Source organism: Arthrobacter sp. FW306-1B-F12A, from assembly GCF_058781865.1.
Genome location: NZ_JBYSXD010000019.1, coordinates 52,471 through 76,486, shown reverse-complemented (window position 1 = coordinate 76,486; position 24,016 = coordinate 52,471). Strand labels below are relative to the sequence as shown.

The following is a 24,016-nucleotide window of genomic DNA, read 5'->3' as shown; positions in this document are numbered from 1 at the left end:
GATCGACGGCGAGGGGGGTGAGGATCGGGAAGACCTTCTCGCCGAACATGATGCTCAAACGGTGCTGGGCCTCGTCGTCGAGTTCGTCCCAGCGCATGAGGTGGATGTGCTCATAGGCCAGAGCGGGGCGGATCTGCTCGGCGAATACGCGCGCGTGGCGTTCCTGCAGCTTCCGGGCGGCATCGCCGATCTGCTCCAGGACTTCGATGGGGCTCAGTCCGGCGGGGGAGGGCACCGCGAGTCCCGTGGCGATGCGGCGCTTCAAGCCGGCAACGCGCACCATGAAGAATTCATCCAGGTTCGAGGCGAAGATGGAAAGGAAATTGACCCGCTCCAGGAGGAAGAGGTCCGGATCCTCCGCGAGCTCAAGAACGCGGGAGTTGAAGGCGAGCCAGCTTAGCTCGCGGTCCAGGAAGCGGTCCGGGCTGATGTCGCCTTCCGGCTCGAGGGAGGGCGCAAATTCAGGAATGTCGATGCGGTCCTGGGTTGCCCGCGCAGCCGGGACTTCGGAAGACCCGAAGCGGGGAGGCAAGGTTGCGCCCTTGACCTCGGTTTTGGTGGTTCCGACCGGGTCCGGGTTCATCGGGCTCTCCTTCGTTCAGCGCGGGGTTTGATTCAACCCTACAAGGATTCCACGTACCGGAATCCTAGATGTCCTAGCCTTTCAGATACGCCTTCGTTCCGGGTTACTTCCCGGTTAACGGCGCATACATGACATCGACGTCCCAACGAACGAAGCCCAGTTTCTGGTAAAGGGCGACGGCCGCCGCATTGTCGGCGTCCACGTACAACATGACCGAGTGCAGTTCGTGGCTCTGGAGATACCTGATGCCAGCGACAGTGAGCGCTTTGCCAAGCCCCAGGCCTTGGGCCGCGGGTGTCACACCCACGACGTAGACCTCCCCGATGGCCGGATGGGGTCCTTGCCGGGGGTGCACCTTCGTCCAATGGAATCCGAGCAGTTCCCCGGCCGGGTTCACGGCGAGCAGGAAACCTGCGGGATCGAACCAATCCTCGGCCATTCGGGCGTCCAGGTCGGCCCTGGTCAGGGAGCCCTGCTCGGGATGGTGGGCAAATGCCGCCCTGTTGGCGGCCAGCCAGGCGGACTCATCCTGACCCGGCACGAAGGCGCGCAGCGAGACTCCCTCAGGCAGGCCGGCGTCGGGCAGTTCCGCGGTTGAGGACATAAGGCGCATCTTCCACAGTTCGCGCGCCGGACCGTAGCCGTAGCGGGCCGCAAGCTCCGCGGCGGCCTCGTGATTCCCGTGGGACCACGCGTTCAGCCCCTCGAGCCCGCGGCTGTCCCGGAGCGAGTCCAGCAACCGGCCCGCGGCACCCTGGTTGCGGTAGCTCGGGTGCACTGCCATTTCCAGGACTCCGGTCCCGTCGTCCGCTTCAACCACGACGGCGATTCCCGCCAGGTCCTGGCCGCTTGCGGGATCGGACTGCTCGTCCGGGGCGTACAGGGCCAGGGCGAGCACAGAGTGGTCGCCGGCATCGGCCCCGCGCAGCATGACCAGGGTCTGTTCTGACAGCGGGGGATTGCCGTCCGACTCCTCGGCGGCTGCGGCGAGCGCCTTGATGTCTTTCAACAACTCGTTGTCCGAGGCGCCTTTGACGACAAGGACGGGCCAGTTCTCCGGGTGCGCAGGGCTCATGCTGCAAGGCTATACGTCTCCGGCCGGTTTGGCGGGATGGATTTTGCAGGCACTGTGTTGGCCGTGTAAGGTCTATATCTCGTCCGGCTTCGCGAAGCAGGATACGAGGGGGATCCACCAGTGGGGTGGCCTCGATACGTTCGACCCGTATGTCCTCCACTCAAGCAAAAGAAGGCCCGGACTCAGTGAGTCCGGGCCTTCTTTGTGTTTCGAAGCTTGGGGTTCGGAAGCCTAGGCCTCCGTGAGCTCATCTTCCGGCAAGCGGACCAACGTCAGCCTGTAGCCAACGTTGCGGACCGTGCTGATGAGGTTCTCGTGGTCCACGCCGAGCTTGGCCCGCAGGCGCCGGACGTGGACGTCCACGGTGCGGGTGCCTCCGTAGTAGTCGTAGCCCCATACTTCGGTGAGAAGCTGCTGACGCGTGAATACCCTGCCCGGGTGCTGGGCGAGATACTTCAGGAGTTCGAACTCCTTGAAGGTCAGGTTGAGCGGCTGCCCGTTCACGCGGGCCGTGTAGCTTGCCTCGTCGATCACGACGCCGGCCGCCCGGATTTCGGTGTTGGTTTCCTCTTCGCCGGGGATTGCGCGGGCCACGGCCAGGCGGATCCGGGCTTCGACTTCGGCCGGGCCAGCCGAGTCGAGGACGATGTCATCAACGGACCATGCGGAAGAGACGGCAGCCATGCCGCCTTCCGTGAGGATCAGGATAAGGGGGGCGCTCAAGCCCGTGGCTTTGAGCAACTGGGTCAGGGAGCGGGCCCCCACGAGGTCCTTGCGGGCATCAAGGAAGACGACGTCGGTGGGGTCGGTTTCGAGCAAGGCCGTTGGCTCTGCCGGAAGGATGTGGACCCGGTGGTTCAAGAGCTCCAAGGCGGGCAGGATGTCTACCGACGACCCGGTGCTGTTCGTCAGGAGCAGGATGTGCGACATAGTTCCTCCAATGGGCGGTCCGCGCATCATCGGGCGTCTGAACCGGGTTTCCACCGGCCGGTAGCTGCTTATGGGGCGTGGTTCCGTTGTAACGGAAGCGTTGCAACAAGAAGCGCTGTTGACAACCGAGTATACCCAAAGGCCCCTGCAACGTCAGGGATTCGTGTCACCTTCAGCCCATGTTTGCGACATATTTGTGCCGTATAAGGCAGGATTGGCAGGAGGTTGCTCGCGGCTTGGAACGAAATGGGCCCATCGAGGATCCCATGAAGGCGCGGCGAGGTTAGGGACACAGTGAGGTCAGGGGCGCAGTGAAGTCTTGGAGCATCGGGGTGGTCGGCCTCGTGGCGCTCGCGGTTTTCGTCGCCAGCTCTTACGGCCCCACGGAAGGGTTGGTCGCCGTCGGAATCCTGGCGTCGGCCGCGGTTGGCATCGGCTGGCCCCACTTTCTAGCCGTCCCGGCGAAGAAAACGCTCGCCACGGTGATCGGCCTGAGCGGCGCGGGTTCAGCCTTGGCTGCCGGCTTCGTGCCAGCCCCCGGATTTCTCGATGCAACTCCGGCCTTCATCGCCGCAGGCGTGATTGCGGTGTTCGTCGTGCAGTTGATCCGCGGAACCGGTCAGGCCCAACGGCTCGAGTCCACTCTGGGCAGCTGCGCCGGTGTGCTGCTGAGCTGCCTTGGCGCTGGCTGGATTGCGGGGGCGAGGTTCAATGGGATCAAGGAAATGGTGTTGGTCGCTGCCCTCAGCGCCGCGGTCGCCCTCCTCGCCGGCTTGTTGCGATGGCCGGACCGGGTCGTGGCGCCCTTGGGCATCGTGGCCGCCGGGTTGGTGGCTCCGCTGGCAGGCCTGGTGTTCTCCAACATCGCGATCGTGGCTGCCATCGTGGTGGGCGTCGTCATCGGCTCAGTCCTGGTCAGTTTCCGTCGGATGGTGACGCTTCGGCTCGGCCGCCTGAACTTCCCGGCTGTCCTTGGAATGGGCGTCGCCCCCGTTTGGGCGGTTGGCGCCTTGTGCTACTTCATCGACAAACTACTCATCTACTAACAGTTAGGATGGCATCATGTCCGTACTTGCATTTGAAATCTTCTTCCTTGTCCTCCTCGGCCTGGCCAGCCTCTCGATGGCGTGGTTCGCTGGTTTTGTCGTTTACCGTCTCTTCAAAGGCCAGAAGTAGAGCTCCCAGCGCTTTTGATCAACCCGTACCTTCCGGTCCACTGAGGTAATTGCTGTGCCCATTGAAATTCCTTCCGACCTGACACCCGAACTGGTACCCCTTTCCTGGCTCATTGGTGAGTGGGAAGGCCGGGGACGGCTTGGAAGCGGTGAAGAAGACTCGGATCACTTCATCCAGCACGTCTCCTTCACGCACCACGGCCTGCCCTACCTGGAGTATCGGGCGGAAAGCTGGCTCAGCGACGAGGACGGCACCAAATTGCGGCCCCTCACCGTGGAGACAGGCTTTTGGGCGCTGGAGCGGAAAATGCTCGACGCCGACGGCGGCCCCGGCTTGATTCCCGCGGAAATCGTCCCGGTATTGAAAACTGCCGATGACGTCGAAGCCCACCGGAACGCCGACGGCGGGTTCGACATCACTGTGACGATTGTCCATCCCGGTGGCATCAGCGAGCTGTACTACGGTCAAATCAAGGGGCCGCAGATCCAGATGAGCACCGATATGGTGATGCGCGGCGGCCACTCCAAGGAATACACTGCGGCCACACGCATCTTCGGCCTCGTGGATGGCAATCTGTTGTGGCGCTGGGATGTGTCCACTCCGGGCAAGTCGCTCGAGGCCCACGCTTCGGCTTTCCTGAACAAGCTCTCCTAGGGTGCTTGTTACATAGCTTCAAGGTCTCACCGAAGAGGTCTCACTGAACGTCCCGTTTCGCAGTTCGAACCAAAGGGGAGCAGCAAGTGAACGAAGCGCCAAAACCTGCCAGCTATGACGATCTCAAGGCCGTCTTTTTCAACGGGACGCTCAAGCCATCGCCGCAAGTGAGCAATACCGACGGACTGATAACCATCAGCCGGCGCATCATGGAAAAGCAGGGCGTCAGTACCCAGGTGATCCGGACCGTGGATCACGACATTGCCGCCGGAGTGTATCCGGACATGCGCGAGCACGGCTGGGCGACGGATGAATGGCCGGAGTTGTATCCGGCGGTGCTGGAGGCCGACATCGTGGTGGTGGCCGGTCCTATCTGGCTTGGCGATAACTCCTCCCAGACCAAGAAGCTCATCGAGCGGCTCTACGCCCATTCGGGCCAACTCAACAGCAAAGGCCAGTGGGCCTACTATCCAAAGGTCGGCGGCTGCCTGATCACCGGCAACGAGGACGGCGTCAAGCACTGCGCCATGAACGTCCTGTACAGCCTCCAGCACGTCGGCTTCACCATTCCGCCCCAGGCCGATGCCGGCTGGATCGGCGCCGTCGGCCCCGGGCCCAGCTACCTCGACGAAGGGTCCGGTGGTCCTGAGAGCGACTTCACCAACCGGAACACCACCTTCATGACCTGGAACCTGCTCCACTACGCCCGGATGCTCAAGGACGTAGGCGGCATTCCTGCCTACGGGAACCTCCCGGACGAATGGAAAGCCGGTACGCGCTTCGATTTTGAAAACCCGGAATACCGCTGAGCCCCAAGGACTTCTACTACATATGACTTACACGAGCCCCCTATTGTCGCGCCCCGGAGCTGTAGAAGGCGGCGGCGAGGACTCCGGCGTCGCGGCCCACTACGGCGAGCCCCTGCGGGAGCAGCGCGCACTCGCCGCAGGCACCGCCGTCGTCGATCTTTCCTACCGGGGCGTTGTCACGGTCACCGGACCGGATCGCCTGAGCTGGCTCAATACTCTTTCCTCGCAGCAACTGACCAACCTCCAGCCGCGCGTCTCAAGCGAACTGCTGCTCCTCACCATTCAGGGACGCATTGAGTTCGACGCCCGCGTGGTGGACGACGGCGAGACCACCTGGCTGTTGGTCGAAGCCGCCGAGGCTGCCCCGCTGGCCGAGTGGCTCAACAAAATGCGGTTCATGTTGCGCGTCGAGGTGGCTGACGTGTCGGCCGAGTGGGCCGTCGTCGGCGCAACCAAGGCCGTTGACGCGTGGTCGGACAGGCTTGTCTGGGAGGACCCGTGGCCGCACATCGGCGTCGGCGGCTATTCGTACAGCGTGGTGGAGGAAAACTCCCACCCCGGCCTTGAGAGGCCCTGGTTCGAGTACCTCATTCCGGCAGACGAGCTTGAAGCGGCCGTTGAGGGCATGGCCCTCGCTGGCTCGTTGGCCGCGGAGGCGCTCCGCATTGCTGCCTGGCGTCCCCGGCTCGGCGCGGAGACGGATGAGAAGACCATCCCGCACGAGCTCGATCTCCTCCGGACCTCGGTCCACTTGTCCAAGGGCTGCTACAAGGGCCAGGAAACCATTGCCCGTGTCCACAACCTCGGACACCCGCCCCGGCGGCTCGTTTTCCTGCAATTGGACGGCTCGCAGCACACCCTTCCAGCGCCGGGCAGCGTTGTATTTGCCGGCGAGCGCAAGGTGGGTACGCTGACATCTGTGGCCCAGCACTTCGAAATGGGGGCAGTAGGACTGGCCCTGATCAAGCGGTCTGTGGACCCGCACGAGGTGCTGACCGTGCTGGACGGTGAGGAGCCTTATCCGGCCGCCCAGGAAGTAATCGTTGCGCCCGATGCCGGACAGGTGGTGGGGCGTCAGACCGGATTCCTGAAGGGACCCCATCGATGAGCGAAACGACGGGCGCTGAAGCCCAAGCGACGGGTGCCGATGACGAGGCCATTGCCTTGGCGCACACCTTGTTCGATGCCGCCAGGGAAGGCAACTCGGAGCTCCTGCGGAGCTACCTCAACGCCGGTGCTCCGGCTGGAATGCGCACTGCCGCAGGCGACTCTCTCCTGATGCTGGCCGCCTACCACGGCCACGCGGAAACCGTTCAGCTTCTGCTGTACCACGGTGCCGATGCGAACGGGGCAAACGACCGTGGCCAGACTCCGCTGGCCGGCGCGGTTTTCAAGGGCTACACGGAGGTGGCCCGGGTTCTGATTGACGCCGGCGCAGATCCCGACGCCGGTGCGCCCACAGCGCGCGAGGCCGCCCGGATGTTTGCCCGCGCGGAGATTCTCGAACTGCTCGGATAGGCCAAGGGGGCCGTCGGGCTGAGCCCGTGCCTGGCGGCGCGGCCGCGGCGGCTGCCTTGCAGTCAATTATTCCATGTGGAATAGTTTTTGTGGAATAGTTCGCACGGAGGATGGGGAAATGGCACGAGCCGCACTGACTCCACTTGGTGTCGCCGCATTGGCCCTCCTCGTGGAGGCGCCGATGCATCCATACGAGATGTACCAGCTCCTGATGGCCCGTCACGAGGACCGCTTGGTCAAGGTCCGGCCGGGCACGCTCTACCACGCCGTCGGCCGCCTGGAAGAGGCGGGTTTCGTCGAGTCCACGGGCATTGACCGCGCCGGCAACCGGCCCGAGCGGACCACCTACCGAATCACGGGAACCGGCAGGGAGGCGCTGACCGAGCGCCTCCAGAACATGCTGGCGGAACCCGTGAACGAATACCCGAGCTTCCCCCACGCGATCGCCGAGGCACACAACCTGCCGTCCGGCGTCGTCCTCGAACTCCTGGACCGCCGCGTGGCGAACCTGGAAGACCAACTCGACTTCCTGGTCCGCGGTGAAGAAGCTGTCGCCGCAAAAGGCGTCGAGACCAAGTTCTGGATCGACGTCAAGTACCAACAAACCATGCTGCGGACGGAAATCGACTGGATACGCAGCTTCCAAAACGATCTCCGCAGCGGGCAGTTGCCGTGGTAACCGCCCAGCCAACGCACCAACGTGCAAGATATTCAGCACAGTCAAAGGAAACCCATGGAAAACGTAGCTAAACCGTGGCCCGCACTGTGGTCCCTCGTGGTCGGGTTCTTCATGATCCTGATCGACACCACCATTGTCTCCGTGGCGAACCCACGGATCATGGAGGGCCTGCATACCGACATCAACGCCGTCATCTGGGTGACGAGCGCCTACCTCCTCGCCTACGCCGTGCCGTTGCTGATCACCGGAAGGCTCGGTGACCGCTTCGGGCCCAAGAACCTCTACCTGATCGGCCTCGTGGTCTTCACGCTCGCTTCGCTGTGGTGCGGCCTCTCGGGCGACATCGGCATGCTGATCGCGGCCCGGGTGGTCCAGGGCATCGGCGCAGCCATGATGACGCCCCAGACCATGGCCGTCATCACCAGGATCTTCCCGCCGGACCGCCGCGGCGCGGCCATGGGCCTCTGGGGAGCGACGGCTGGCATGGCCATCCTCGTCGGTCCGATCCTCGGTGGCGTGTTGGTTGACGGCCTCGGCTGGCAGTGGATCTTCTTCGTCAACGTTCCCATCGGCGTCGTTGCCTTCGTCCTCGTGACCCGGCTGGTACCGAAGCTGACCACGCACAGCCACAAGTTCGACGTCGTGGGTGTTTTGCTGTCCGCGGCCGGCATGTTCCTGCTGGTGTTCGGCATCCAGGAAGGCCAAAGCTACAAGTGGGGCACCGTCACCGGGCCCATTACCGTGTGGGGACTGATCATCACGGGGCTCGTTGTCCTTGCCGTGTTCGTCCTCTGGCAGTGGCTGCTGGAGCGCCGCGGCGGCGAGCCCTTGCTGCCGTTGGGCCTGTTCAAGGACCGCAACTTCTCCTTGGGTAACACCACCATCATGGCGGTGGGCTTCACCATCACAGCGTTCCCGCTCCCCACCATTTTCTACTACCAGGTAGTCCGTGGGCTGACACCCACGCAGTCCGCGTTGCTCATGATCCCCATGGCCGTGATCTCCGGCGCTTTGGCACCTTTCGTCGGCAAGTTGATCGACCGGATCAATCCGCGCTGGTTCGCGGCCTTCGGGCTCCTCTGCCTGTCCGGTGCCCTGTTCTGGACCGGGACGCTGCTGAAGCCGGACACTCCCATCTGGATGTTCCTGCTGCCCAGCGCCCTCCAGGGCGTGGCCAATGGTTTCATTTGGGGCCCGGTCTCCAACGCCACAACCCGCAACCTGCCGCCGCGCTCGGCCGGCGCCGGTTCCGGCGTCTTCAATACGACGCGCCAGATCGGTGCGGTCCTGGGATCGGCCGCGATTGCTGCCCTCATCCAGTCCCGGCTCGCGGCTGAGCTGCCCGCGGCCCCGCCAGGCGCTGCCCCGGCAGGCGAAGGGGGATTCACCGGCAAGTTGCCAGAATTCCTGCACGACGGCTTCTCGACCGCGATGAGCCAGTCGGTCCTGCTGCCCGCTTTTGCGATTCTGCTGGGGGCAGTAGCGGCGTTGTTGTTTGGCAAGCCCAAGGCCGTCCAGGGTTGGGGTTCTCCGGCGGCAGCCCCGTCCGAGGCTAAGACTCAAACTGTTTCGCAAGACGGCTAGCCCGCGCGAACTGGCAGACGATGCCCTCAAAATGGGGGCATCGTCTGCCAACTCGCGGTTAGCGGAGCAGGACGGAGGTCTGGATGCCCCCGTCGACGAATCCCAGCTTTCGGGCCAAGGCCATGGAGCCCCGGTTGTCCAGCGCTGTTCGCCATTGCAGCGTCAGGCCGGAGGCGAGTGCCTCGTGGGCGGCGATCGAGGCAGCCAGGGTTCCAAGTCCTTGCCGGCGCAAATCCGGCGGCACCAGGACGCCCATGTCCGCGAGGATCCCCTGCCACTCCGCATAGGCGCCGCAGGCCACCGGTTTGCGGTCCGGTTCGTTGCCGTCCATCACGGTGAAATGGTGGTCCATCCTTGAGAGATGGACTTCATTGACGTCGTCTGGAGGGCACCTGCCCTCCAGCTCGATCGCCTCCGGGTGGCCGTGCGAGACGGTGACTTCGCCGCCCGGCCGGAAGGGGGGAAGGTCGTCGGCGAACAGCAGCGCCGACGTCCCGAGCCCGTGGCCGCCGTGTTCGCGGCTGATCCGCAACAGTGCGGAATGCTCGCTCAGTTGATCGTCCGAGAGTTCGACGGCGGCAGCCACCGCCCACGCGGGAGCCACCAATGCGGAGCGGCCAAAGAGCCTCACGAAGGTGATGGATTCGGCGTCTTCGTCTTCCCTGACCAGCCGCTCCCCGGTGCGGGCAGCAGGTGAGCCGGAGACGAAACTGAAGGCCTCGTCGTCGAACCCTAAGTGCCGGGCCCAGGCCAGCAGCACAATTTCCGCCGATCCCGCATCAAGTTCCATGACATCGAGTCTATGCAGTCCCGGAAAAGGAAAGGAGCAGGCAGGCACCCGGTGGTACCTGCCTGCTCCTTGAAGAATCTGCCCTTGTGAAGAACCGGCTCAGCCGAACAGCACCGCAGCTTCGTCATAGCGGTTCTGCGGGACGGTCTTGAGCTTGCCCAAAGCGGCTTCGAAGCCCACATGCTCGATGTCCGTGCCCTTGAGGGCCACCATGGTTCCCCAGCGGCCTTCCACGACGGAATCGATGGCCGCCATGCCCAGGCGGGTGGCCAGGACGCGGTCAAAAGCCGACGGGACGCCGCCGCGCTGGATGTGGCCGAGGATCGTGGCACGGGTTTCGATGCCGGTGCGGGCTTCGATCTCCGGCGCGAGCTGGTCGGCGATGCCACCCAGGCGGGGCCGGCCGAAGGTATCCAGGCCGCGTTCGGAGTGCGGGGCCTCCATGTGGTCCGGAACAAAACCCTCAGCGACAACAATCAGCGGCGCACGGCCACGATCGTGGGCCTCCTGGACCCACTCGGTGATCTGCTCGATGCTGACCTTCTGCTCGGGGATCAGGATGGCGTGCGCGCCGGCGGCCATGCCCGCGTGCAGGGCGATCCAGCCCACGTGGCGGCCCATGACCTCGGCGATCATGCAGCGGTGGTGGGATTCTCCCGTGGTGCGCAGCCGGTCGATGGCCTCGGTGGCGATCTGGACGGCGGTGTCGAAGCCGAAGGTGTAGTCGGTGGCGTCGAGGTCGTTGTCCACGGTCTTGGGGACGCCCACGATCCTCAAGCCGGCGTCGGTGAGGCGCTTCGCGGCGGCCAAGGTGCCTTCGCCGCCGATGGCGATGATGGCGTCGATGCCGAGGCGGTCCATGTGGGCCTTGATGACATCCGGCCCGCCGCCGTTTTCGAACGGGTTGGTGCGGGAGGTGCCAAGGATGGTTCCACCCTGTTTGGCGATACCGCGGACCATAGTCCGGGGAATGTCGATGACGTCGCCCTCCACGACGCCCCGCCAACCGTCCCGGAAACCGACGAATTCCTGGCCGTGGATGGCGATTCCCTTGAGGACGGCGCCGCGGATGACGGCATTAAGTCCGGGGCAGTCGCCACCGCTGGTAAGGATTCCAATTTTCATGAGGGCTCAAATCCTGGCTAGGAGGTATACGTGCAGAGCGCCACGCTGAGCTCACAATGATTGTAGGGGGCAATGTGGGGTAGGACACAAACCGTGACCGCCGCGGATGAGACTTTTGAAACAACCAGGAAACAGCCCGGGCGAACCCGGGCTGTGCTAGTTCCTGCCTTGCGAGCGCTGGGTGAGGAAGGATTCCAGCGCAATGGTGCCGCTTTGGTTGGGAAGCAGCAACCATGCCACCACGTAGATCACCACGGCGGGCCCGGGTAGCAGGCAGAAGATCAGGTAGCCAATGCGGACGTAGGCTACGTCCACATTCAGCTTGGCGGCGATGCCACCGCAAACCCCTCCGATCAAACGCTGCGGACCGCGCTTCAGGCCGATGCCCCGTACGATGCTGAAGAACTTGTTCATGGCTAGAGCCTTCCCTGTTGTGGCTGCTTTGTCACGTGCTGCTTGCTAGCGGTGCTCGGAATTGACGGCACCGGAGTCCGGGCTGGACCCGCGGTCTTTTCGTGAGCGGGCGGAGACCAGGCCTCCGATCACGAGTGCCGCGCCAGCTCCGATCATGAGCCCGATCAGCACATAGGTGCCGTTGAGGACCACGAGGCCGAGTTTGGAAATGATGATCAAAGCTGCGAGTGCCAGGACAATCAGCCCCCAGACCACGGTGCCTACCCTTGCCCGGGCGGTTTGAACCGGGGTTTCAGGTGCTGTTTCAAATGCCTGCGTGGGTTCGTGCGTGCTCATGTCAGTTTCCTTCCTGGACGGTGACGTTGCTGAAAGTGCCGTTGAGCCTGACGACAAGCTTGGCGCCGGGCTTGTCCGTGTTGAAGCTGTCCCGGGTACCGCCATTGCTTTGGGTGACTGCGCTACCGTCTTGCTTGAGGTTCGCGAAGGTCATGTCCGCCTGGACCTCCACCGGCACGGTCGCCGGGATGACGAGTTTGATATTGCTGGCGGTGACGTCCATCGGAACAACGACGTCGGAGCTCAGCGGCGCGCTCAGGTTCAGCTTGGTCAGGTCGACGGTCCCGTTGGCCCCGGTGATGTCGAAGCCTTTGCGGGCATCGTCGATGCTCACGGGATTCCATTGGGCATTCTGGAGACGGAAGTGGTCCGCGTTGGGCGCGATATTGAAGATGCCTCCGATCACCAGCGTCGCTATGGCCAGGAAGCCGAGTAGTCCCGACGTGCGGCCACGAAGCCCCGCAACAAGGATCCCGAGGCCGAGGACTCCGGCGCCCGTGGCCCAGACCACCGCGTTGGCGGCATCGCCCAGGTGGATGACGTTGCCGGCGTCGAGCAGCTTGAGTGTTCCGCCGGCCAGCAGGGCAGCCCCCGCTGAGACCGCTACGATGGCCGCGCCCGGCCCCTGCCGCCTTGGACGCTCGGGGCGTTCGGGGCGGTTGGGAACGCCGGCCGGTGGGTAGGGCCCTGCGGGATTGACGGGGCCCGAGGGGGTTCCCGGCCCCCCGGTTCCGTAATTACCGGTTCCGCCGGTTCCGTAAGTCCCGGCGCTGTAAGGACCCGCGCTGTAAGGGCCCGCGCTGTAAGGGCCGGCCGGGTAGCCTGCCGAGGCGTGTGTGTCCGCGCCGCCAAAGGAACCTGGAGCGGCCGCGTAGTTGTGTGTGCCCATTGTCTGCCTTCCGTTGCGGGCTTTGCTGCGCTGGACCAGGAAATAGACCAGGTAGATGATGCCGCCTACCCAGAACAGCGTCCACAGGAGTCCGGGAACCCCATTCCAGCCCCATCCCCAGAAACCGCGGCCGAGGCTTGGCAATCCGATGATGGTTGTGATGAAGGCTCCGGTCATGCCTGCGGACCAGCGGCCCGCCCCGGCCTCCTGTGCATGGATGCGGCCATCGGGTTCGGGCAGGAGCGCCCAGGCGATGCCATAGAGCAGGATGCCTATGCCGGCGAAGAGGGTGAGGATGATAAAGATGCCGCGGACGATCAAAGGATCGATGCCGAAGCGGTGGGCGATGCCGCTGGCCACGCCGCCCATCCACCGGTCCCGGCCACGGCTGATGCCTTGGCTTCGGATCCAGTTGAAGAAGTTCTGCGGGGGAGCTGGCACGGCGTAATTCGGTGCCGCGCCGCTGGTGTTGCCGGCGTTCGGCTGGGCCGGTTCTTCGGGCACGCCCGTCGCGGCCGGCTGGCTGGATTCTGCAGGTTGTCCGGGCTCCGCAGCTTGTCCGGGGTCCTCTGGATTCATGCTGTTCGCGTTCATACTTCGATCTTGCCGTCCGGCGACGTCTCCCTCTATTGGGGGATACCCTGAACGTTCCCTGAGTGGCCCCCTGAGATGCCCTGCTTCGAGCGCCGAAGACCCTGATACGTGTTTGGATGGATTCATGACAACCGCCACGCAACGCCCGCCGCTGGTCCGGAGCAGCGACCGGATTATTGCCGGCGTGTGCAGCGGCCTGGCGGACCATCTTGGCTGGCCCGTGAAGTACATCCGGCTCGCCATGGTCCTTGCCTCGTTCGCCGGCGGCGCGGGCCTGGCTTTCTACGCCTGGCTCTGGGTCATGGTGCCCACCGCTGACGAAAGCGCCCGCCGAAACAGCCGCCGGCCGGCGTCGCCCATTGCTCCCGCGGTGAGCCTGCCTCCTTCGGTGAGCATTCCTCCCGACGTTGCAGCGCCCGACGGCGCGCAGCCGGTGCCGCTGTCCACCCCGGCTCCCGTCGTCGCCTCCTGGTTCAGGATTCGGCGGATCCAGTATGGGAAAGAGATCCTCCTCGGGGCCGGCCTGCTCCTGGTGGCCGCCATCCTGATCGCCCGGCAGTTCGGCGTCGAGGTCCCCCTCGGCACGCTGATCCCGGCGGCGGCCATACTCGGTGGGGCGGCGATCGCGTGGATGCAGTTGGACGAGACGCGCCGGGCCGGGCTGGTGGACAAGACGAAGGCGGACCAAGCCGGTGGCTGGGTCCGCCTTGCTGCAGGCCTGGCCTTGGTGGTTGCCGGGGTGTTGGTCATGGTGTCCGGTTCCGGCTCGTGGGAGCAGACCTGGCTCGCGCTGCTGGCTTCCATCGCGGTGCTGGGCGGCGTGGCCTTGGTGCTGCTGCCGTGGGGCTTGAAGTTCTGGAAGGACCTTGAAACTGAGCGGGCAGCGCGGGTTCGCGAGACCGAGCGGGCCGAGATTGCCGCCCACTTGCACGACTCGGTACTGCAGACGCTCGCCTTGATCCAACGCCGTGCCGGTTCGGAACAGGACGTGGTCCGCCTCGCCCGTGCCCAGGAGCGTGAACTGCGCACCTGGCTGTACCGGGACGCCGCCAAGGATTCGGGGCTCCTCGCGGAGCGGATTGCCGCAGCCGCAGCCGAAGTGGAGGACGCCCACGGACATCCGGTCGACGTCGTCAGCGTCGGAGACACCGCCATGACGGACAGGCACGAAGCCCTCGTCCTGGCGGCCCGGGAGGCCATGCACAATGCTGCCCGGCATGGCGGCGGAGCCGTGTCCGTCTATCTCGAGACTTCCGACACCGGCAGCGAGGTTTTCGTCAGGGACCGCGGACCCGGCTTTGACCCGGATGCCGTCCCGGAAGACCGGCTCGGTGTCAAGGAGTCAATCGTCGGACGGATGAAACGCCACGGCGGCACTGCGGTCATCAGCAGTAGTTCCGAGGGCACCGAAGTACGCCTGAAACTGCCCGTCGAGAACGCCGACAAAGCAGAGAACCGAAACGGAGAAGCCAAAGTATGAACGCCCTATCAGAGCAAGTAACGCGGAAGGTTCGCGTGGTGATCGTGGACGATCACGCCATTTTCCGGTCCGGGCTGAAGGCCGACCTCGATTCGCGGATCGACGTCGTGGGCGAGGCCGGAACAGTGGAACAAGCCATCGCCGTGATTGCCGAGGTTCAGCCGGAGGTGGTGCTTCTTGACGTCCACTTGCCCGGCGGCCTTGGCGGTGGCGGCCGGGAGGTCATCAGTGCATCCTCGGCGTTGCGCGGGAGCACGAGCTTCCTGGCCTTGAGCGTCTCGGATGCCGCCGAGGACGTCGTGGCCGTCATTCGGGCCGGGGCACGCGGCTACGTCACCAAGACCATTTCCGGCCCGGAGATCTCCGACGCCGTGGTCCGCGTGGCCGACGGTGACGCGGTCTTCTCGCCGAGGCTGGCGGGTTTTGTCCTGGACGCGTTTGGAACTTCCCCGGCCGAGATCGCCGACGACGAACTCGACCGTCTTTCCGCGAGGGAACTGGAAGTCATGCGTCTCATCGCCCGGGGTTACAGCTACAAGGAGGTGGCCAAGGAGCTGTTCATTTCCATCAAGACCGTGGAAACCCATGTCTCTGCGGTACTCCGCAAACTCCAGCTCTCCAGCCGCCACGAACTGACCAAGTGGGCCGCCGAACGCCGCCTCCTCTGACGCCCGCTCACCTGTGGTGGGTTAAACCCAAACGCCCGCTCACCTGTGGTGGGTTAAACCCAAACGCCCGCTCACCTCTATCCCAAGGTGAGCGGGCGTTTGCGCGGGGGAAAGGCTACTTGGCCTGGCCGAGGAATTCCTGGAGGCGTCGAACGCCTTCGGCGAGGTCGTCGTCGCCCAAGGCGTACGAGAGGCGCACGAAACCGGAGGGGCCAAAGGCCTCGCCCGGAACAATCGCGACCTCAACCTCGTCGAGGATCAGTGAGGCAAGCTCCGCGGACGTTGACGGACGGACGGGACCGTTCGAGGTCGGGAATTCCTTGCCCAGCAGCCCGCGGACGTCGGCGTACACGTAGAAGGCGCCGGTCGGCGTCGGGCATTCCACACCGTCGATCGCGTTCAGTCCGGCAACGATCGCCTTGCGGCGGCGGTCGAAGGCGACCTTCATTTCGTCGACGGCGGTCAGCGGACCGGACACCGCAGCGAGGGCTGCGATCTGCATGATGTTCGAAACGTTCGACGTCGCGTGCGACTGGAGGTTGGTGGCGGCCTTGATGACGTCGGCCGGGCCGATCATCCATCCGACACGCCATCCGGTCATGGCATAGGTCTTGGCGACACCGTTGAGGATGACCACCTTGTCGCCGAGTTCGGGAGCGGCAGTGGCGATAGAGGTGAAGGGGACGCCGTCGTAAGTCAGGTGTTCGTAGATCTCGTCGGTGACAACCCAGAGGCCCTTGGCCGCGGCCCATTTTCCGATTTCGGCCACTTGTTCGGCGCTGTAGACGGCGCCGGTCGGGTTGGACGGGGAAACGAAAAGCAGGATCTTCGTCTTGTCGGTGACCGCGGCTTCGAGCTGCTCCACGGTGACCAGGTAACCCTGCTCGGGTCCGGCGAAGACCTCGACGGGAACGCCTCCGGCCAAGCGGATTGCCTCCGGGTAGGTGGTCCAGAAAGGCGTGGGGATGATGACTTCGTCGCCCGGATCAACCAGGGTGGCGAAGGTGTTGTAGACAGCCTGCTTACCGCCATTGGTAACCATCACCTGGGAAGCATCGACTTTGTAGCCCGAGTCGCGGAAGGTCTTGTCCGCGATGGCCTGCTTCAGCTCCGGCAAGCCGGCAGCGGGGGAGTAGCGGTGGTACTTCGGCTGCGAGGCGGCCTCGACGGCGGCCTTGACGATGTAGTCGGGGGTCGGGAAGTCGGGCTCCCCGGCGCCAAAGCCGATCACGGGGCGACCCGCTGCCTTGAGCGCCTTGGCCTTGGCGTCAACGGCAAGGGTGGCGGACTCGGCGATGGCGGAAATTCGCTGTGAAATGCGGGCGGCAGGTATTCCGGCAGACATTAAAGCACCGTTCTTCGCGGGCAGCTCATGAGCTGGATGGTGGGATTCGACGGAATCTACTTTATGCTGTTCTGCGGAGCTATCGGGCTAACGTCTCGAAAGTGACAGTGCATGCTGATCAAACGAGCGCTGATCACACGAGGCTGAACGCTCCGGAAATGGCCCGGTTCGACTATCGCGACGTTGTTGCGTAGACTGGTTCACCGGTGTTGAAAAACATCACAATGGTTCGCGCCCCAGATTGGCTCGGAATCCCGTGTTCTTGGGGATTCCTTGGCAATGATGGAGTGCGGCCAAATATGGATTCGTTCCATAGGGTAGTGGCGCAATTGGTAGCGCAGCGGTCTCCAAAACCGCAGGTTGCAGGTTCGAGTCCTGTCTGCCCTGCGCAAGCTGTTCCGGGTTTCGCTCGGAACAAGCGCAGCAACCATGACTCTGATCAGAGTCGGGTCAACGACGTTTGCATAGATGAGTGAGGATCAGGTGACCGAAACAGCTGCGAGCAGCTCGAAGGGCCGCCCTGCCAAGAAGTCCGATTCCGGACTCTTCGCTCGAATTGCTCTTTTTGTCCGCCAGGTAATTGGCGAGCTCAAAAAGGTAGTTGCCCCCACCCGCAAGGAACTGGTCAATTACACAGTCGTGGTGCTGGTGTTCGTGGCCATCATGATGTTGGTCGTCACCATCCTGGACCTGGCTTTCGGTACGGGAATCAAATGGGTTTTCGGCGCTACCGGCACCACGAACCACTAAGCGGATCGCTCCGCAAACCGCGTGAAATCCCCGGAAAATCAAGGGATTTCACAGGGTTTGCGGAATTGAGCCATTTAAATAGGCATGTTAGGCAATGAGGAAGCAGGAGACCAAGTGTCTGAGCAGGAGCTCGAGGTAACTGAGACTGAGCTGGATGGGCCCGCTGAAAGCACGGCCCACGCCACGGCTGACGCCGTGGAAGGATCCGAGGTCGATTCTGCTGCGCCCGAAACTGCCGACGTCGACGACGCCGACCAGGATGAGTCCGATGACGCCGAGTCCGATGACGCCGATGCGTCCGACGACGAGTCCGGCGCCGACGCCCTGGCCGCCGCTGCAGCCGTAGCGCCCGCCGACCCCGCCGAGGAGTTCAAGGCCAAGCTTCGCCGCCAGGAGGGTGACTGGTACGTCATCCACTCCTACGCAGGCTACGAAAACCGCGTCAAGGCCAACCTTGAGACCCGCATCCAGACCTTGGACATGGAAGATTACATCTTCGAGATCCAGGTGCCCATGGAGGAAGTCGTTGAGATCAAGAACGCCCAGCGCAAGATCATCAACCGCGTTCGCATTCCGGGCTACGTCCTCGTCCGTATGGACCTGACCGACGCATCCTGGGGCGCCGTCCGCCATACCCCGGGTGTCACGGGCTTCGTGGGCAACGCACACAACCCGGTCCCGCTTCGCCTCGATGAGGTCTTCTCCATGCTGGCCCCGGTCTTCGAAGAGCAGCAGGCCGAAAAGGGCAAGCCGGTCAACAAGCAGCACCAGACGCCCGTCGACATCGACTTCGAGGTCGGAGAGTCCGTCATCGTCAAGGAAGGTCCGTTCGAGACCCTTCCCGCCACGATCTCCGAGATCAAGATGGATTCCCAGACGCTTGTGGTGCTGGTGTCGATCTTCGAGCGCGAAACCCCGGTTACGCTCGCATTCAACCAGGTCACCAAGATCTAGTTGATCCAAGAATTTCGCCCCGCGGTTGCCCGCTTAGCAGCCACGGAGCGGTCGGTCGCCTTGCCATGGCGGCCACAAACCTGAGGCACGCTCCTGTGTCCTAGGAAGTTATTGAGAGAAGGACCTACATTGGCTCCCAAGAAGAAGGTCACCGGCCTCATCAAGCTGCAGATCCAGGCAGGTGCCGCCAACCCGGCCCCGCCGATCGGTCCTGCGCTTGGCCAGCACGGTGTCAACATCATGGAATTCTGCAAGGCGTACAACGCTGCAACAGAAGCCCAGCGCGGAAACGTTATCCCGGTTGAAATCACGGTCTACGAAGACCGCTCGTTCACCTTCATCACCAAGACCCCGCCGGCTGCAGAGCTCATCAAGAAGGCTGCAGGCGTTGCAAAGGGTTCGGCCACGCCGCACACCGTCAAGGTTGCCAAGCTGACCCAGGCACAGGTTAACGAGATCGCCACCACCAAGATGGAAGACCTCAACGCCACCAGCCTTGAGGGCGCTGCCAAGATCATCGCCGGCACCGCACGCTCCATGGGCATCACCGTCGAGGGTTAATTCCCCTCACCGCTTCATGGCGTCTGTTTTGGGAAACTGACGACGCCGGGTAGCACCGCCGGGAAACCGGCACCATTGAAATATTGAGAATGTTGGAGATCCACGCCGGATGTCCAACTGTGGCAGGGCCCAGCGCGGTCCGCAGACCACAACTGCACAAGGAGAATAAGCAGCATGGCAAAGCGCAGCAAAGCATATGAGGCAGCCGCAGCCAAGATCGAGGCAGACAAGTTCTACGCCCCGTTCGAGGCCATCAAGCTCGCCAAGGACACCAACCCGTCCAAGTTCGACGCCACCGTTGAGGTCGCTTTCCGTTTGGGCGTTGACCCGCGTAAGGCCGACCAGATGGTCCGCGGTACCGTCAACCTGCCGCACGGCACGGGTAAGACTGCCCGCGTCTTGGTGTTCGCAACGGGCGACAAGGCTGAAGCAGCAATCGCTGCAGGCGCCGACTTCGTTGGTTCCGATGACCTGATCGAAAAGATCGCAGCCGGCTGGACCGACTTCGACGCCGCAGTGGCAACCCCTGACCTCATGGGCAAGGTTGGCCGTCTCGGTAAGGTCCTCGGCCCGCGTAACCTCATGCCGAACCCGAAGACCGGTACCGTGACCGCTGACGTCACCAAGGCTGTCAACGACATCAAGGGCGGCAAGATCGACTTCCGCGTCGACAAGCACTCGAACCTGCACTTCATCATCGGCAAGGTTTCCTTCGACGAACTGAAGCTGGCCGAGAACTACGCAGCCGCTCTGGAAGAGGTGCTTCGCCTGAAGCCGTCCGCTTCCAAGGGCCGCTACATCCAGAAGGCTACGGTCGCCACCACGTTCGGTCCGGGCATCTCCGTTGACCCGAACGTCACCAAGGTTCTCACCGAGGCGTAAGCCGCCGGGAGCATCGACTCTGAAAGGACCGTCCGGCATTAGCCGGGCGGTCCTTTCGTTGTAGGCGAACCGTCACCTATCGCGGCCGGCGACCGCTGATTAGGCTGAGGGCATGACAGGCCAGGTTCCGGATTTCAGCATCCACGAGCTCCATCTGCCGGAGTCCCTGGATGGTCCGGACGGCAAGGTTTTCCGGGAGCTCTCATCCGTGATGGACGCCATGGTGCTGGAAACCTGGGGAAACCTGGAACGGGCGTCCTCGGCCCAGGCCCGGCTCGCCGGATGGCGCGATACCCCATACGCGGTATCGAGGCACTTCTTCGCCCGGGTGGACGGAAGGATCATTGGCCACGCGTCCTGCGAAGTTCCGCTCAAGGACAACATCCAAACCGCGTGGCTCGAGGTAGATGTGCTGGAGGCGTACCGCCGGTACGGAATTGGAACCGCGTTGCTTCACACCGTAGAAGGCATCGCGAAGGCCCAGGGGAGGCACGTCCTGCAGGCGCACACCGAACACCCCATCGGCCTCGCAGGAGCAGAGGGAGTACCCGGGGGAGTACCCGACGTTGCTCCGGGCGCAGCCTTCTGCCTCAAGAACGGTTACACCTTGGAACAGGCCAGCAGATTCAGCACGTTGGACATGGACCACAACGCGGAATGGGCAAGGCTGGAGTTTGCGGCGCACTCCAAAGCAGACGCCGATTACGGGGTCCTTGCCTGGACGAACCGTTGCCCCGCCGAATACGTGGACCGCATGGCCGGGCTGATGGGCCGGATGAGCACGGATACTCCGGCGGGAGGCCTTGAGATCGAGGCAGAGGACTGGGACGCTGCCCGCGTCAGGCAACTCGAAGACACCATGCTTGCCGAGGGCCAGACTGCCCTCGTGGCCGCCGCACAAGACCGGCGGACGGGGGAGCTCGTTGCGTACACCGTGATCTACCTTGATCCCGCGAAGCCCGGTGTGGCCGAGCAGGACGATACTTTGGTGGCACCGCCGCATCGGGGCCATGGGCTGGGAATGCTCGTCAAACTGGCCAATCTGCGCAGGCTGCAGACGGAATATCCGGCCGTGGGGCGCGTCATGACTTTTAACGCCGAGGAAAACGAACATATGCTGTCCATCAACGTACAGCTCGGCTTCAAACCGGCCGGATACGACGGCGAATGGCAAAAGAGGATCAAATGACGAGCACGGTGGAGATCGGCCAACTCTGGATCCCGGATTCCCTTGACGCCGATGACGCAAAGGATTTCCTGGCCGCCGTCGAAGTCAGCCGCAGGGTCCGCATGCAGATCTGGGGCACGGACGATCTTGCCTACACGCCGTTGGAAAAACTGCTCGAACTCGGCGACCCTTACGAACGCCAGGTCATTCTCGTGGCCCGCGTCGACGGCCGCATTGTCGGTACGGTAGACATCGCGCTTCCCCTTGCCGACAACATGGACCTGGCCGAGTTCACCCTCGACATCCTTCCCGAATTCCAGCGCAGGGGCGTCGGGCGGCAGCTCCTGGAAGCTGCCGAGCACTTCGCCAGAAGCGAGGGCCGGACCATGATCATGGTGGACACGAACCATCCTGCCGAGTCCCTCCGGGGTGGTGCCGAAGGGCAACTCGTGCCTGGCAGCGGCCTGGGCTTCGTTCCCTTGGCCAGCCGCGAGGTCGATTTTGCCCGGCGCACCGGCTACACCCTGCAGCACATCGAACAGTTCAGTTCCTGCGCGCTCCCGCTGGATTCAAAGCTCGTAGCCGAGCTTGAGGCTGAAGCCGAAGACGCGAACGCCGGCCGTTACCAGGTCCACCACTGGACCGACCGGTGCCCCCAACAATGGCTCGAAGCTGTGGCTGCCCTGGAGAACGCAGCCGGCGAGGTGGTGTCGGAAGGCAACGAGGCCCCGGAAGCCGAACAGCAGCAATTAGTGTTCGACGCCGGTGTGTTGCGGCAGGCGGAGGACGCCGCCGTCGCGCAGGGACGCCGAACGGTGGTCACCGCCGTCGAACACGTCGCCAGCGGGCGGATTGTCGGACTCACCACGATCGGGGTCCTGGCGCAACGCCAGGATGTCGTCTTCCAAGACGACACGATCGTGCTGCAGGAGCACCGCGGAAACAAGCTCGGGCTCCTCATCAAGGTGGCCAACATGCAGCGCCTCAGCGAACAGTTTCCCGATGCCCGCGTGATCTACACCTGGAATGCCCCGGAAAACCGGTACTTGCTGACGGTGAACAAGCAACTGGGATTCACCACGGCCGGGGTCACGGGGTTGTGGCAGAAGGAACTGCCGAACATGGGGCCGAAGGTCACCTCCTCCGAGTAGGCGGCGCGATTTGGCGATGCACTTGCCCGTCCCGTAAGCTTGAACTACCAAAGACCGTCGGTTGATGGGAATCCACTCCTCCGGGCACAGCTCAACTCTGTAGCTGCGTGCGGAAGAATCAAGTGGTTTCCTAGACGAAGGACCCTGACAAAGGGCGGCCGGCGCAGGTGAACGAAGCAAATCTCCATGATCGTTGGATCGTGTTGAGCCAAGCCCCGTGCATCTGCGCGGGGCGTTTTTTAGTTGCAGCTCTTTTGAGCGGGGACCCGGAAAACCGGCTTTATTCCCCGGAAGGAGGGTTATGGCAACGCCTAGCAAGATCTCTGCAGTAGCTGAGATCACCAACGATTTCAAGGAATCGAACGCCGCTGTCCTGACCGAATACCGCGGGCTCTCTGTTGCACAGCTCAAGCAGCTGCGTGTTTCTCTCGGCCTGGACACCAAGTTCTCGGTCGTCAAGAACACCCTGACCGCCATTGCAGCCAAGGAAGCTGGTGTCGAAGCATTCGACGGTCAGCTTGCCGGCCCCACTGCAATCGCATTCATCAAGGGTGACGCGGTTGCTGCCGCCAAGAGCCTGACGGACTTTGCCAAGGCCAACAAGCAGCTTGTCATCAAGACCGGCTACTTCGAAGGCAAGGCACTGAACGCAGCAGAGGTTGCCGCACTGGCAGCCCTCGAGTCCCGTGAGCTGCAGCTCGCCAAGGTTGCAGGCATCCTCAAGGCACCTGCTGCCGCGGCTGCACGCATCATTGACGCTCTGCGCCTCAAGCTTGAAGAAGAGGGCGGCGCTGTAGCACCGGCCGCTGACGAAGCACCGGCTGCCGACGAGGCTCCCGCCGAGGCTGCTGCAGAAGAGGCTGCCGCTCCGGCTGAAGCCGCTGAAGCAGCAACCGAAGAGAACTAAGTTCTCCCCACTCAAACTGCGGTGCAGTAACGGACAACGTCCGTGGCAGCACCACCTATAGGAAGGACGCCAAACATGGCGAAGCTCAGCAACGAAGAGCTCATTGAAGCTTTCAAGGAACTGACCATCATCGAGCTCTCCGAGTTCGTCAAGCTCTTCGAAGAGACCTTCGAAGTTACCGCTGCTGCTGTTGCAGTCGCCGGCCCTGCCGGTGGCGCTGCTGCTGAAGAGGCCGAAGAGAAGACTGAATTCGATGTCGTCCTCGAAGCTGCCGGTGACAAGAAGATCGCAGTGATCAAGGAAGTTCGCGCCATCACCTCCCTCGGCCTCAAGGAAGCCAAGGACCTGGTTGACGGTGCACCGAAGGCTGTTCTCGAAGGCGCCACCAAGGAAGCCGCTGAGAAGGCCAAGGAGCAGCTCGAAGCTGCCGGCGCCACGGTTACTGTCAAGTAACTCGCGTTCGCGCTTTCAGGAAGCCCCGTCCGGATTCGTCCGGGCGGGGCTTTCCTGCGTTTAACAGCAACGCGGGGTCGCTGATGTCGGCTACGATCGCGCCCAAGGCCTCAGTGAGGGAATCCGCTTTCACGAAAGCGCTGAATCCGTGTTCGCCTGCTCCCATGGAGATCCTGCGTCCGGCGATGCTGGCATCCGCATAGACCGGCCAGGGCGTCGAACTTCCCAGCGGCGTGATGGTGCCGCGCTCATAGCCGGTTGCCTCGAAAGCGATGTCGGCCGAGGGCATCGACAGCTTGTTGACGCCCAGGAGGGCGCGCAACTTGGGCCAGGAGATCTGCCGGTCACCCGGAACCAGCGCGAACAGGAACGAGCCGTCCCGGTGTTTGACCACAAGGGACTTCACGATGTCCGCCGGTGTGACCCCCATGATGCGGGCAGCTTCCTCAAGGCTGCTAGCCGCCGCCCGCTCTACGAGTTGGACGTCGAGTCCGCGTGCGGCCGCGTCAGCCAGGAATCGCTCAGTGCCCCGCATACATGC

Annotated in this window: 26 protein-coding genes, 1 tRNA gene and 1 pseudogene; 18 read left to right on the top strand and 10 right to left on the bottom strand. The window is 63.5% G+C overall.

The features are described 5' to 3' along the window. The 3 genes and pseudogenes from AC3WJU_RS11485 to AC3WJU_RS11475 form a co-directional block, all read right to left on the bottom strand. A pseudogene (locus tag AC3WJU_RS11485) lies at positions 1-583 on the bottom strand (RNA degradosome polyphosphate kinase); the annotation flags it as partial. A gap of 103 nt (positions 584-686) precedes the next feature. Continuing rightward, on the bottom strand, positions 687-1,658 hold the full coding sequence (gene mshD / locus AC3WJU_RS11480; RefSeq protein ID WP_492259893.1) for a mycothiol synthase: 972 nt from the start codon (positions 1,656-1,658) through the stop codon (positions 687-689). A gap of 231 nt (positions 1,659-1,889) precedes the next feature. Beyond that, complete coding sequence (locus AC3WJU_RS11475; protein ID WP_059387339.1) at positions 1,890-2,588, bottom strand: winged helix-turn-helix transcriptional regulator; 699 nt, start codon at positions 2,586-2,588, stop codon at positions 1,890-1,892. Between the two features lie 311 nt (positions 2,589-2,899). On the opposite strand from AC3WJU_RS11475, the gene AC3WJU_RS11470 reads away from it, so the two are divergent. The 7 genes from AC3WJU_RS11470 (at position 2,900) to AC3WJU_RS11440 (ending at position 9,008) form a co-directional block, all read left to right on the top strand. Continuing rightward, positions 2,900-3,634 carry a hypothetical protein gene (locus tag AC3WJU_RS11470; protein WP_059387342.1) on the top strand — a complete coding sequence of 245 codons (735 nt, stop codon included), beginning with the start codon at positions 2,900-2,902 and terminating at the stop codon, positions 3,632-3,634. A gap of 184 nt (positions 3,635-3,818) precedes the next feature. After that, positions 3,819-4,418, top strand: a complete 600-nt coding sequence (locus AC3WJU_RS11465; RefSeq protein ID WP_059387340.1) for a nitrobindin family protein — start codon at positions 3,819-3,821, stop codon at positions 4,416-4,418. A gap of 86 nt (positions 4,419-4,504) precedes the next feature. After that, positions 4,505-5,227, top strand: coding sequence for a flavodoxin family protein (locus AC3WJU_RS11460; RefSeq protein ID WP_441432588.1), 723 nt, complete (start codon positions 4,505-4,507; stop codon positions 5,225-5,227). A 22-nt stretch (positions 5,228-5,249) separates the two neighbouring features. After that, a complete protein-coding gene (gene ygfZ / locus AC3WJU_RS11455) occupies positions 5,250-6,335 on the top strand; it encodes a CAF17-like 4Fe-4S cluster assembly/insertion protein YgfZ (protein ID WP_492259892.1) in 1,086 nt (361 codons plus the stop codon). Then, complete coding sequence (locus AC3WJU_RS11450) at positions 6,332-6,745, top strand: ankyrin repeat domain-containing protein (protein WP_306958988.1); 414 nt, start codon at positions 6,332-6,334, stop codon at positions 6,743-6,745. Before ygfZ ends, AC3WJU_RS11450 begins: the two co-directional genes overlap by 4 nt. Positions 6,746-6,863: 118 nt before the next feature. Then, complete coding sequence (locus AC3WJU_RS11445) at positions 6,864-7,424, top strand: PadR family transcriptional regulator (RefSeq protein ID WP_059387343.1); 561 nt, start codon at positions 6,864-6,866, stop codon at positions 7,422-7,424. A 54-nt stretch (positions 7,425-7,478) separates the two neighbouring features. Continuing rightward, positions 7,479-9,008, top strand: coding sequence for a DHA2 family efflux MFS transporter permease subunit (locus tag AC3WJU_RS11440; RefSeq protein ID WP_284991819.1), 1,530 nt, complete (start codon positions 7,479-7,481; stop codon positions 9,006-9,008). A 58-nt stretch (positions 9,009-9,066) separates the two neighbouring features. On the opposite strand, the gene AC3WJU_RS11435 is transcribed toward AC3WJU_RS11440, so the two are convergent. From AC3WJU_RS11435 to AC3WJU_RS11415, 5 genes are all read right to left on the bottom strand, one after another. Beyond that, on the bottom strand, positions 9,067-9,798 hold the full coding sequence (locus tag AC3WJU_RS11435) for a GNAT family N-acetyltransferase (protein WP_492259891.1): 732 nt from the start codon (positions 9,796-9,798) through the stop codon (positions 9,067-9,069). A gap of 99 nt (positions 9,799-9,897) precedes the next feature. Further along, entirely contained in the window at positions 9,898-10,923 is a 1,026-nt protein-coding gene (locus AC3WJU_RS11430; protein ID WP_078108065.1) for an ATP-dependent 6-phosphofructokinase, read from the bottom strand. Between the two features lie 156 nt (positions 10,924-11,079). Then, positions 11,080-11,337 (bottom strand): PspC domain-containing protein, encoded by a 258-nt coding sequence (locus tag AC3WJU_RS11425; RefSeq protein WP_059387344.1) that lies wholly within the window; start codon positions 11,335-11,337, stop codon positions 11,080-11,082. Positions 11,338-11,382: 45 nt separating this feature from the next. Continuing rightward, positions 11,383-11,673: a hypothetical protein gene (locus AC3WJU_RS11420; protein WP_306958986.1), complete on the bottom strand. Its 291-nt coding sequence runs from the start codon at positions 11,671-11,673 to the stop codon at positions 11,383-11,385. A 1-nt stretch (position 11,674) separates the two neighbouring features. Beyond that, entirely contained in the window at positions 11,675-13,156 is a 1,482-nt protein-coding gene (locus AC3WJU_RS11415; protein ID WP_492259890.1) for a PspC domain-containing protein, read from the bottom strand. 124 nt (positions 13,157-13,280) lie between these two features. On the opposite strand from AC3WJU_RS11415, the gene AC3WJU_RS11410 reads away from it, so the two are divergent. Both AC3WJU_RS11410 and AC3WJU_RS11405 read left to right on the top strand, forming a co-directional pair. Then, entirely contained in the window at positions 13,281-14,636 is a 1,356-nt protein-coding gene (locus AC3WJU_RS11410) for an ATP-binding protein (RefSeq protein WP_306958984.1), read from the top strand. After that, positions 14,633-15,304, top strand: a complete 672-nt coding sequence (locus AC3WJU_RS11405; RefSeq protein WP_059387347.1) for a LuxR C-terminal-related transcriptional regulator — start codon at positions 14,633-14,635, stop codon at positions 15,302-15,304. Before AC3WJU_RS11410 ends, AC3WJU_RS11405 begins: the two co-directional genes overlap by 4 nt. 115 nt (positions 15,305-15,419) lie before the next feature. On the opposite strand, the gene AC3WJU_RS11400 is transcribed toward AC3WJU_RS11405, so the two are convergent. Then, a complete protein-coding gene (locus AC3WJU_RS11400) occupies positions 15,420-16,649 on the bottom strand; it encodes a pyridoxal phosphate-dependent aminotransferase (RefSeq protein WP_284991823.1) in 1,230 nt (409 codons plus the stop codon). A gap of 314 nt (positions 16,650-16,963) precedes the next feature. On the opposite strand from AC3WJU_RS11400, the gene AC3WJU_RS11395 reads away from it, so the two are divergent. From AC3WJU_RS11395 to rplL, 9 genes are all read left to right on the top strand, one after another. Then, positions 16,964-17,036, top strand: a tRNA-Trp gene (locus AC3WJU_RS11395). Between the two features lie 81 nt (positions 17,037-17,117). Beyond that, a complete protein-coding gene (gene secE, locus AC3WJU_RS11390) occupies positions 17,118-17,399 on the top strand; it encodes a preprotein translocase subunit SecE (RefSeq protein ID WP_059387348.1) in 282 nt (93 codons plus the stop codon). A 114-nt stretch (positions 17,400-17,513) separates the two neighbouring features. Then, on the top strand, positions 17,514-18,353 hold the full coding sequence (gene nusG / locus AC3WJU_RS11385) for a transcription termination/antitermination protein NusG (RefSeq protein ID WP_492259889.1): 840 nt from the start codon (positions 17,514-17,516) through the stop codon (positions 18,351-18,353). Between the two features lie 129 nt (positions 18,354-18,482). Continuing rightward, a complete protein-coding gene (rplK, locus tag AC3WJU_RS11380) occupies positions 18,483-18,914 on the top strand; it encodes a 50S ribosomal protein L11 (RefSeq protein ID WP_018773647.1) in 432 nt (143 codons plus the stop codon). A gap of 174 nt (positions 18,915-19,088) precedes the next feature. Next, positions 19,089-19,796, top strand: coding sequence for a 50S ribosomal protein L1 (rplA, locus tag AC3WJU_RS11375; RefSeq protein ID WP_028265118.1), 708 nt, complete (start codon positions 19,089-19,091; stop codon positions 19,794-19,796). Positions 19,797-19,908: 112 nt separating this feature from the next. After that, complete coding sequence (locus tag AC3WJU_RS11370; protein WP_492259888.1) at positions 19,909-20,985, top strand: GNAT family N-acetyltransferase; 1,077 nt, start codon at positions 19,909-19,911, stop codon at positions 20,983-20,985. After that, positions 20,964-22,115: a GNAT family N-acetyltransferase gene (locus AC3WJU_RS11365; protein WP_492259887.1), complete on the top strand. Its 1,152-nt coding sequence runs from the start codon at positions 20,964-20,966 to the stop codon at positions 22,113-22,115. The genes AC3WJU_RS11370 and AC3WJU_RS11365 overlap by 22 nt, the downstream gene beginning before the upstream one ends. A gap of 301 nt (positions 22,116-22,416) precedes the next feature. Then, positions 22,417-23,022: a 50S ribosomal protein L10 gene (gene rplJ / locus AC3WJU_RS11360; protein WP_059387352.1), complete on the top strand. Its 606-nt coding sequence runs from the start codon at positions 22,417-22,419 to the stop codon at positions 23,020-23,022. A 75-nt stretch (positions 23,023-23,097) separates the two neighbouring features. Beyond that, positions 23,098-23,475 (top strand): 50S ribosomal protein L7/L12, encoded by a 378-nt coding sequence (gene rplL, locus AC3WJU_RS11355; protein ID WP_059387353.1) that lies wholly within the window; start codon positions 23,098-23,100, stop codon positions 23,473-23,475. On the opposite strand, the gene AC3WJU_RS11350 is transcribed toward rplL, so the two are convergent. Continuing rightward, positions 23,468-24,010 (bottom strand): aminoacyl-tRNA deacylase, encoded by a 543-nt coding sequence (locus AC3WJU_RS11350; protein ID WP_492259886.1) that lies wholly within the window; start codon positions 24,008-24,010, stop codon positions 23,468-23,470. The two genes, rplL and AC3WJU_RS11350, sit on opposite strands and share 8 nt — an antisense overlap. Positions 24,011-24,016 lie beyond the last annotated feature (6 nt).

Coding starts and splice junctions, on each gene's coding strand:
- mshD (WP_492259893.1), bottom strand. CDS start 1,658: ATGAGCCCTGCGCACCCGGAGAACTGGCCCGTCCTTGTCGTCAAAGGC.
- AC3WJU_RS11475 (WP_059387339.1), bottom strand. CDS start 2,588: ATGTCGCACATCCTGCTCCTGACGAACAGCACCGGGTCGTCGGTAGAC.
- ygfZ (WP_492259892.1), top strand. CDS start 5,250: ATGACTTACACGAGCCCCCTATTGTCGCGCCCCGGAGCTGTAGAAGGC.
- AC3WJU_RS11450 (WP_306958988.1), top strand. CDS start 6,332: ATGAGCGAAACGACGGGCGCTGAAGCCCAAGCGACGGGTGCCGATGAC.
- AC3WJU_RS11445 (WP_059387343.1), top strand. CDS start 6,864: ATGGCACGAGCCGCACTGACTCCACTTGGTGTCGCCGCATTGGCCCTC.
- AC3WJU_RS11440 (WP_284991819.1), top strand. CDS start 7,479: ATGGAAAACGTAGCTAAACCGTGGCCCGCACTGTGGTCCCTCGTGGTC.
- AC3WJU_RS11435 (WP_492259891.1), bottom strand. CDS start 9,798: ATGGAACTTGATGCGGGATCGGCGGAAATTGTGCTGCTGGCCTGGGCC.
- AC3WJU_RS11430 (WP_078108065.1), bottom strand. CDS start 10,923: ATGAAAATTGGAATCCTTACCAGCGGTGGCGACTGCCCCGGACTTAAT.
- AC3WJU_RS11425 (WP_059387344.1), bottom strand. CDS start 11,337: ATGAACAAGTTCTTCAGCATCGTACGGGGCATCGGCCTGAAGCGCGGT.
- AC3WJU_RS11420 (WP_306958986.1), bottom strand. CDS start 11,673: ATGAGCACGCACGAACCCACGCAGGCATTTGAAACAGCACCTGAAACC.
- AC3WJU_RS11415 (WP_492259890.1), bottom strand. CDS start 13,156: ATGAACGCGAACAGCATGAATCCAGAGGACCCCGGACAAGCTGCGGAG.
- AC3WJU_RS11410 (WP_306958984.1), top strand. CDS start 13,281: ATGACAACCGCCACGCAACGCCCGCCGCTGGTCCGGAGCAGCGACCGG.
- AC3WJU_RS11405 (WP_059387347.1), top strand. CDS start 14,633: ATGAACGCCCTATCAGAGCAAGTAACGCGGAAGGTTCGCGTGGTGATC.
- AC3WJU_RS11400 (WP_284991823.1), bottom strand. CDS start 16,649: ATGTCTGCCGGAATACCTGCCGCCCGCATTTCACAGCGAATTTCCGCC.
- secE (WP_059387348.1), top strand. CDS start 17,118: ATGAGTGAGGATCAGGTGACCGAAACAGCTGCGAGCAGCTCGAAGGGC.
- rplA (WP_028265118.1), top strand. CDS start 19,089: ATGGCAAAGCGCAGCAAAGCATATGAGGCAGCCGCAGCCAAGATCGAG.
- AC3WJU_RS11370 (WP_492259888.1), top strand. CDS start 19,909: ATGACAGGCCAGGTTCCGGATTTCAGCATCCACGAGCTCCATCTGCCG.
- AC3WJU_RS11365 (WP_492259887.1), top strand. CDS start 20,964: ATGGCAAAAGAGGATCAAATGACGAGCACGGTGGAGATCGGCCAACTC.
- rplJ (WP_059387352.1), top strand. CDS start 22,417: ATGGCAACGCCTAGCAAGATCTCTGCAGTAGCTGAGATCACCAACGAT.
- rplL (WP_059387353.1), top strand. CDS start 23,098: ATGGCGAAGCTCAGCAACGAAGAGCTCATTGAAGCTTTCAAGGAACTG.
- AC3WJU_RS11350 (WP_492259886.1), bottom strand. CDS start 24,010: ATGCGGGGCACTGAGCGATTCCTGGCTGACGCGGCCGCACGCGGACTC.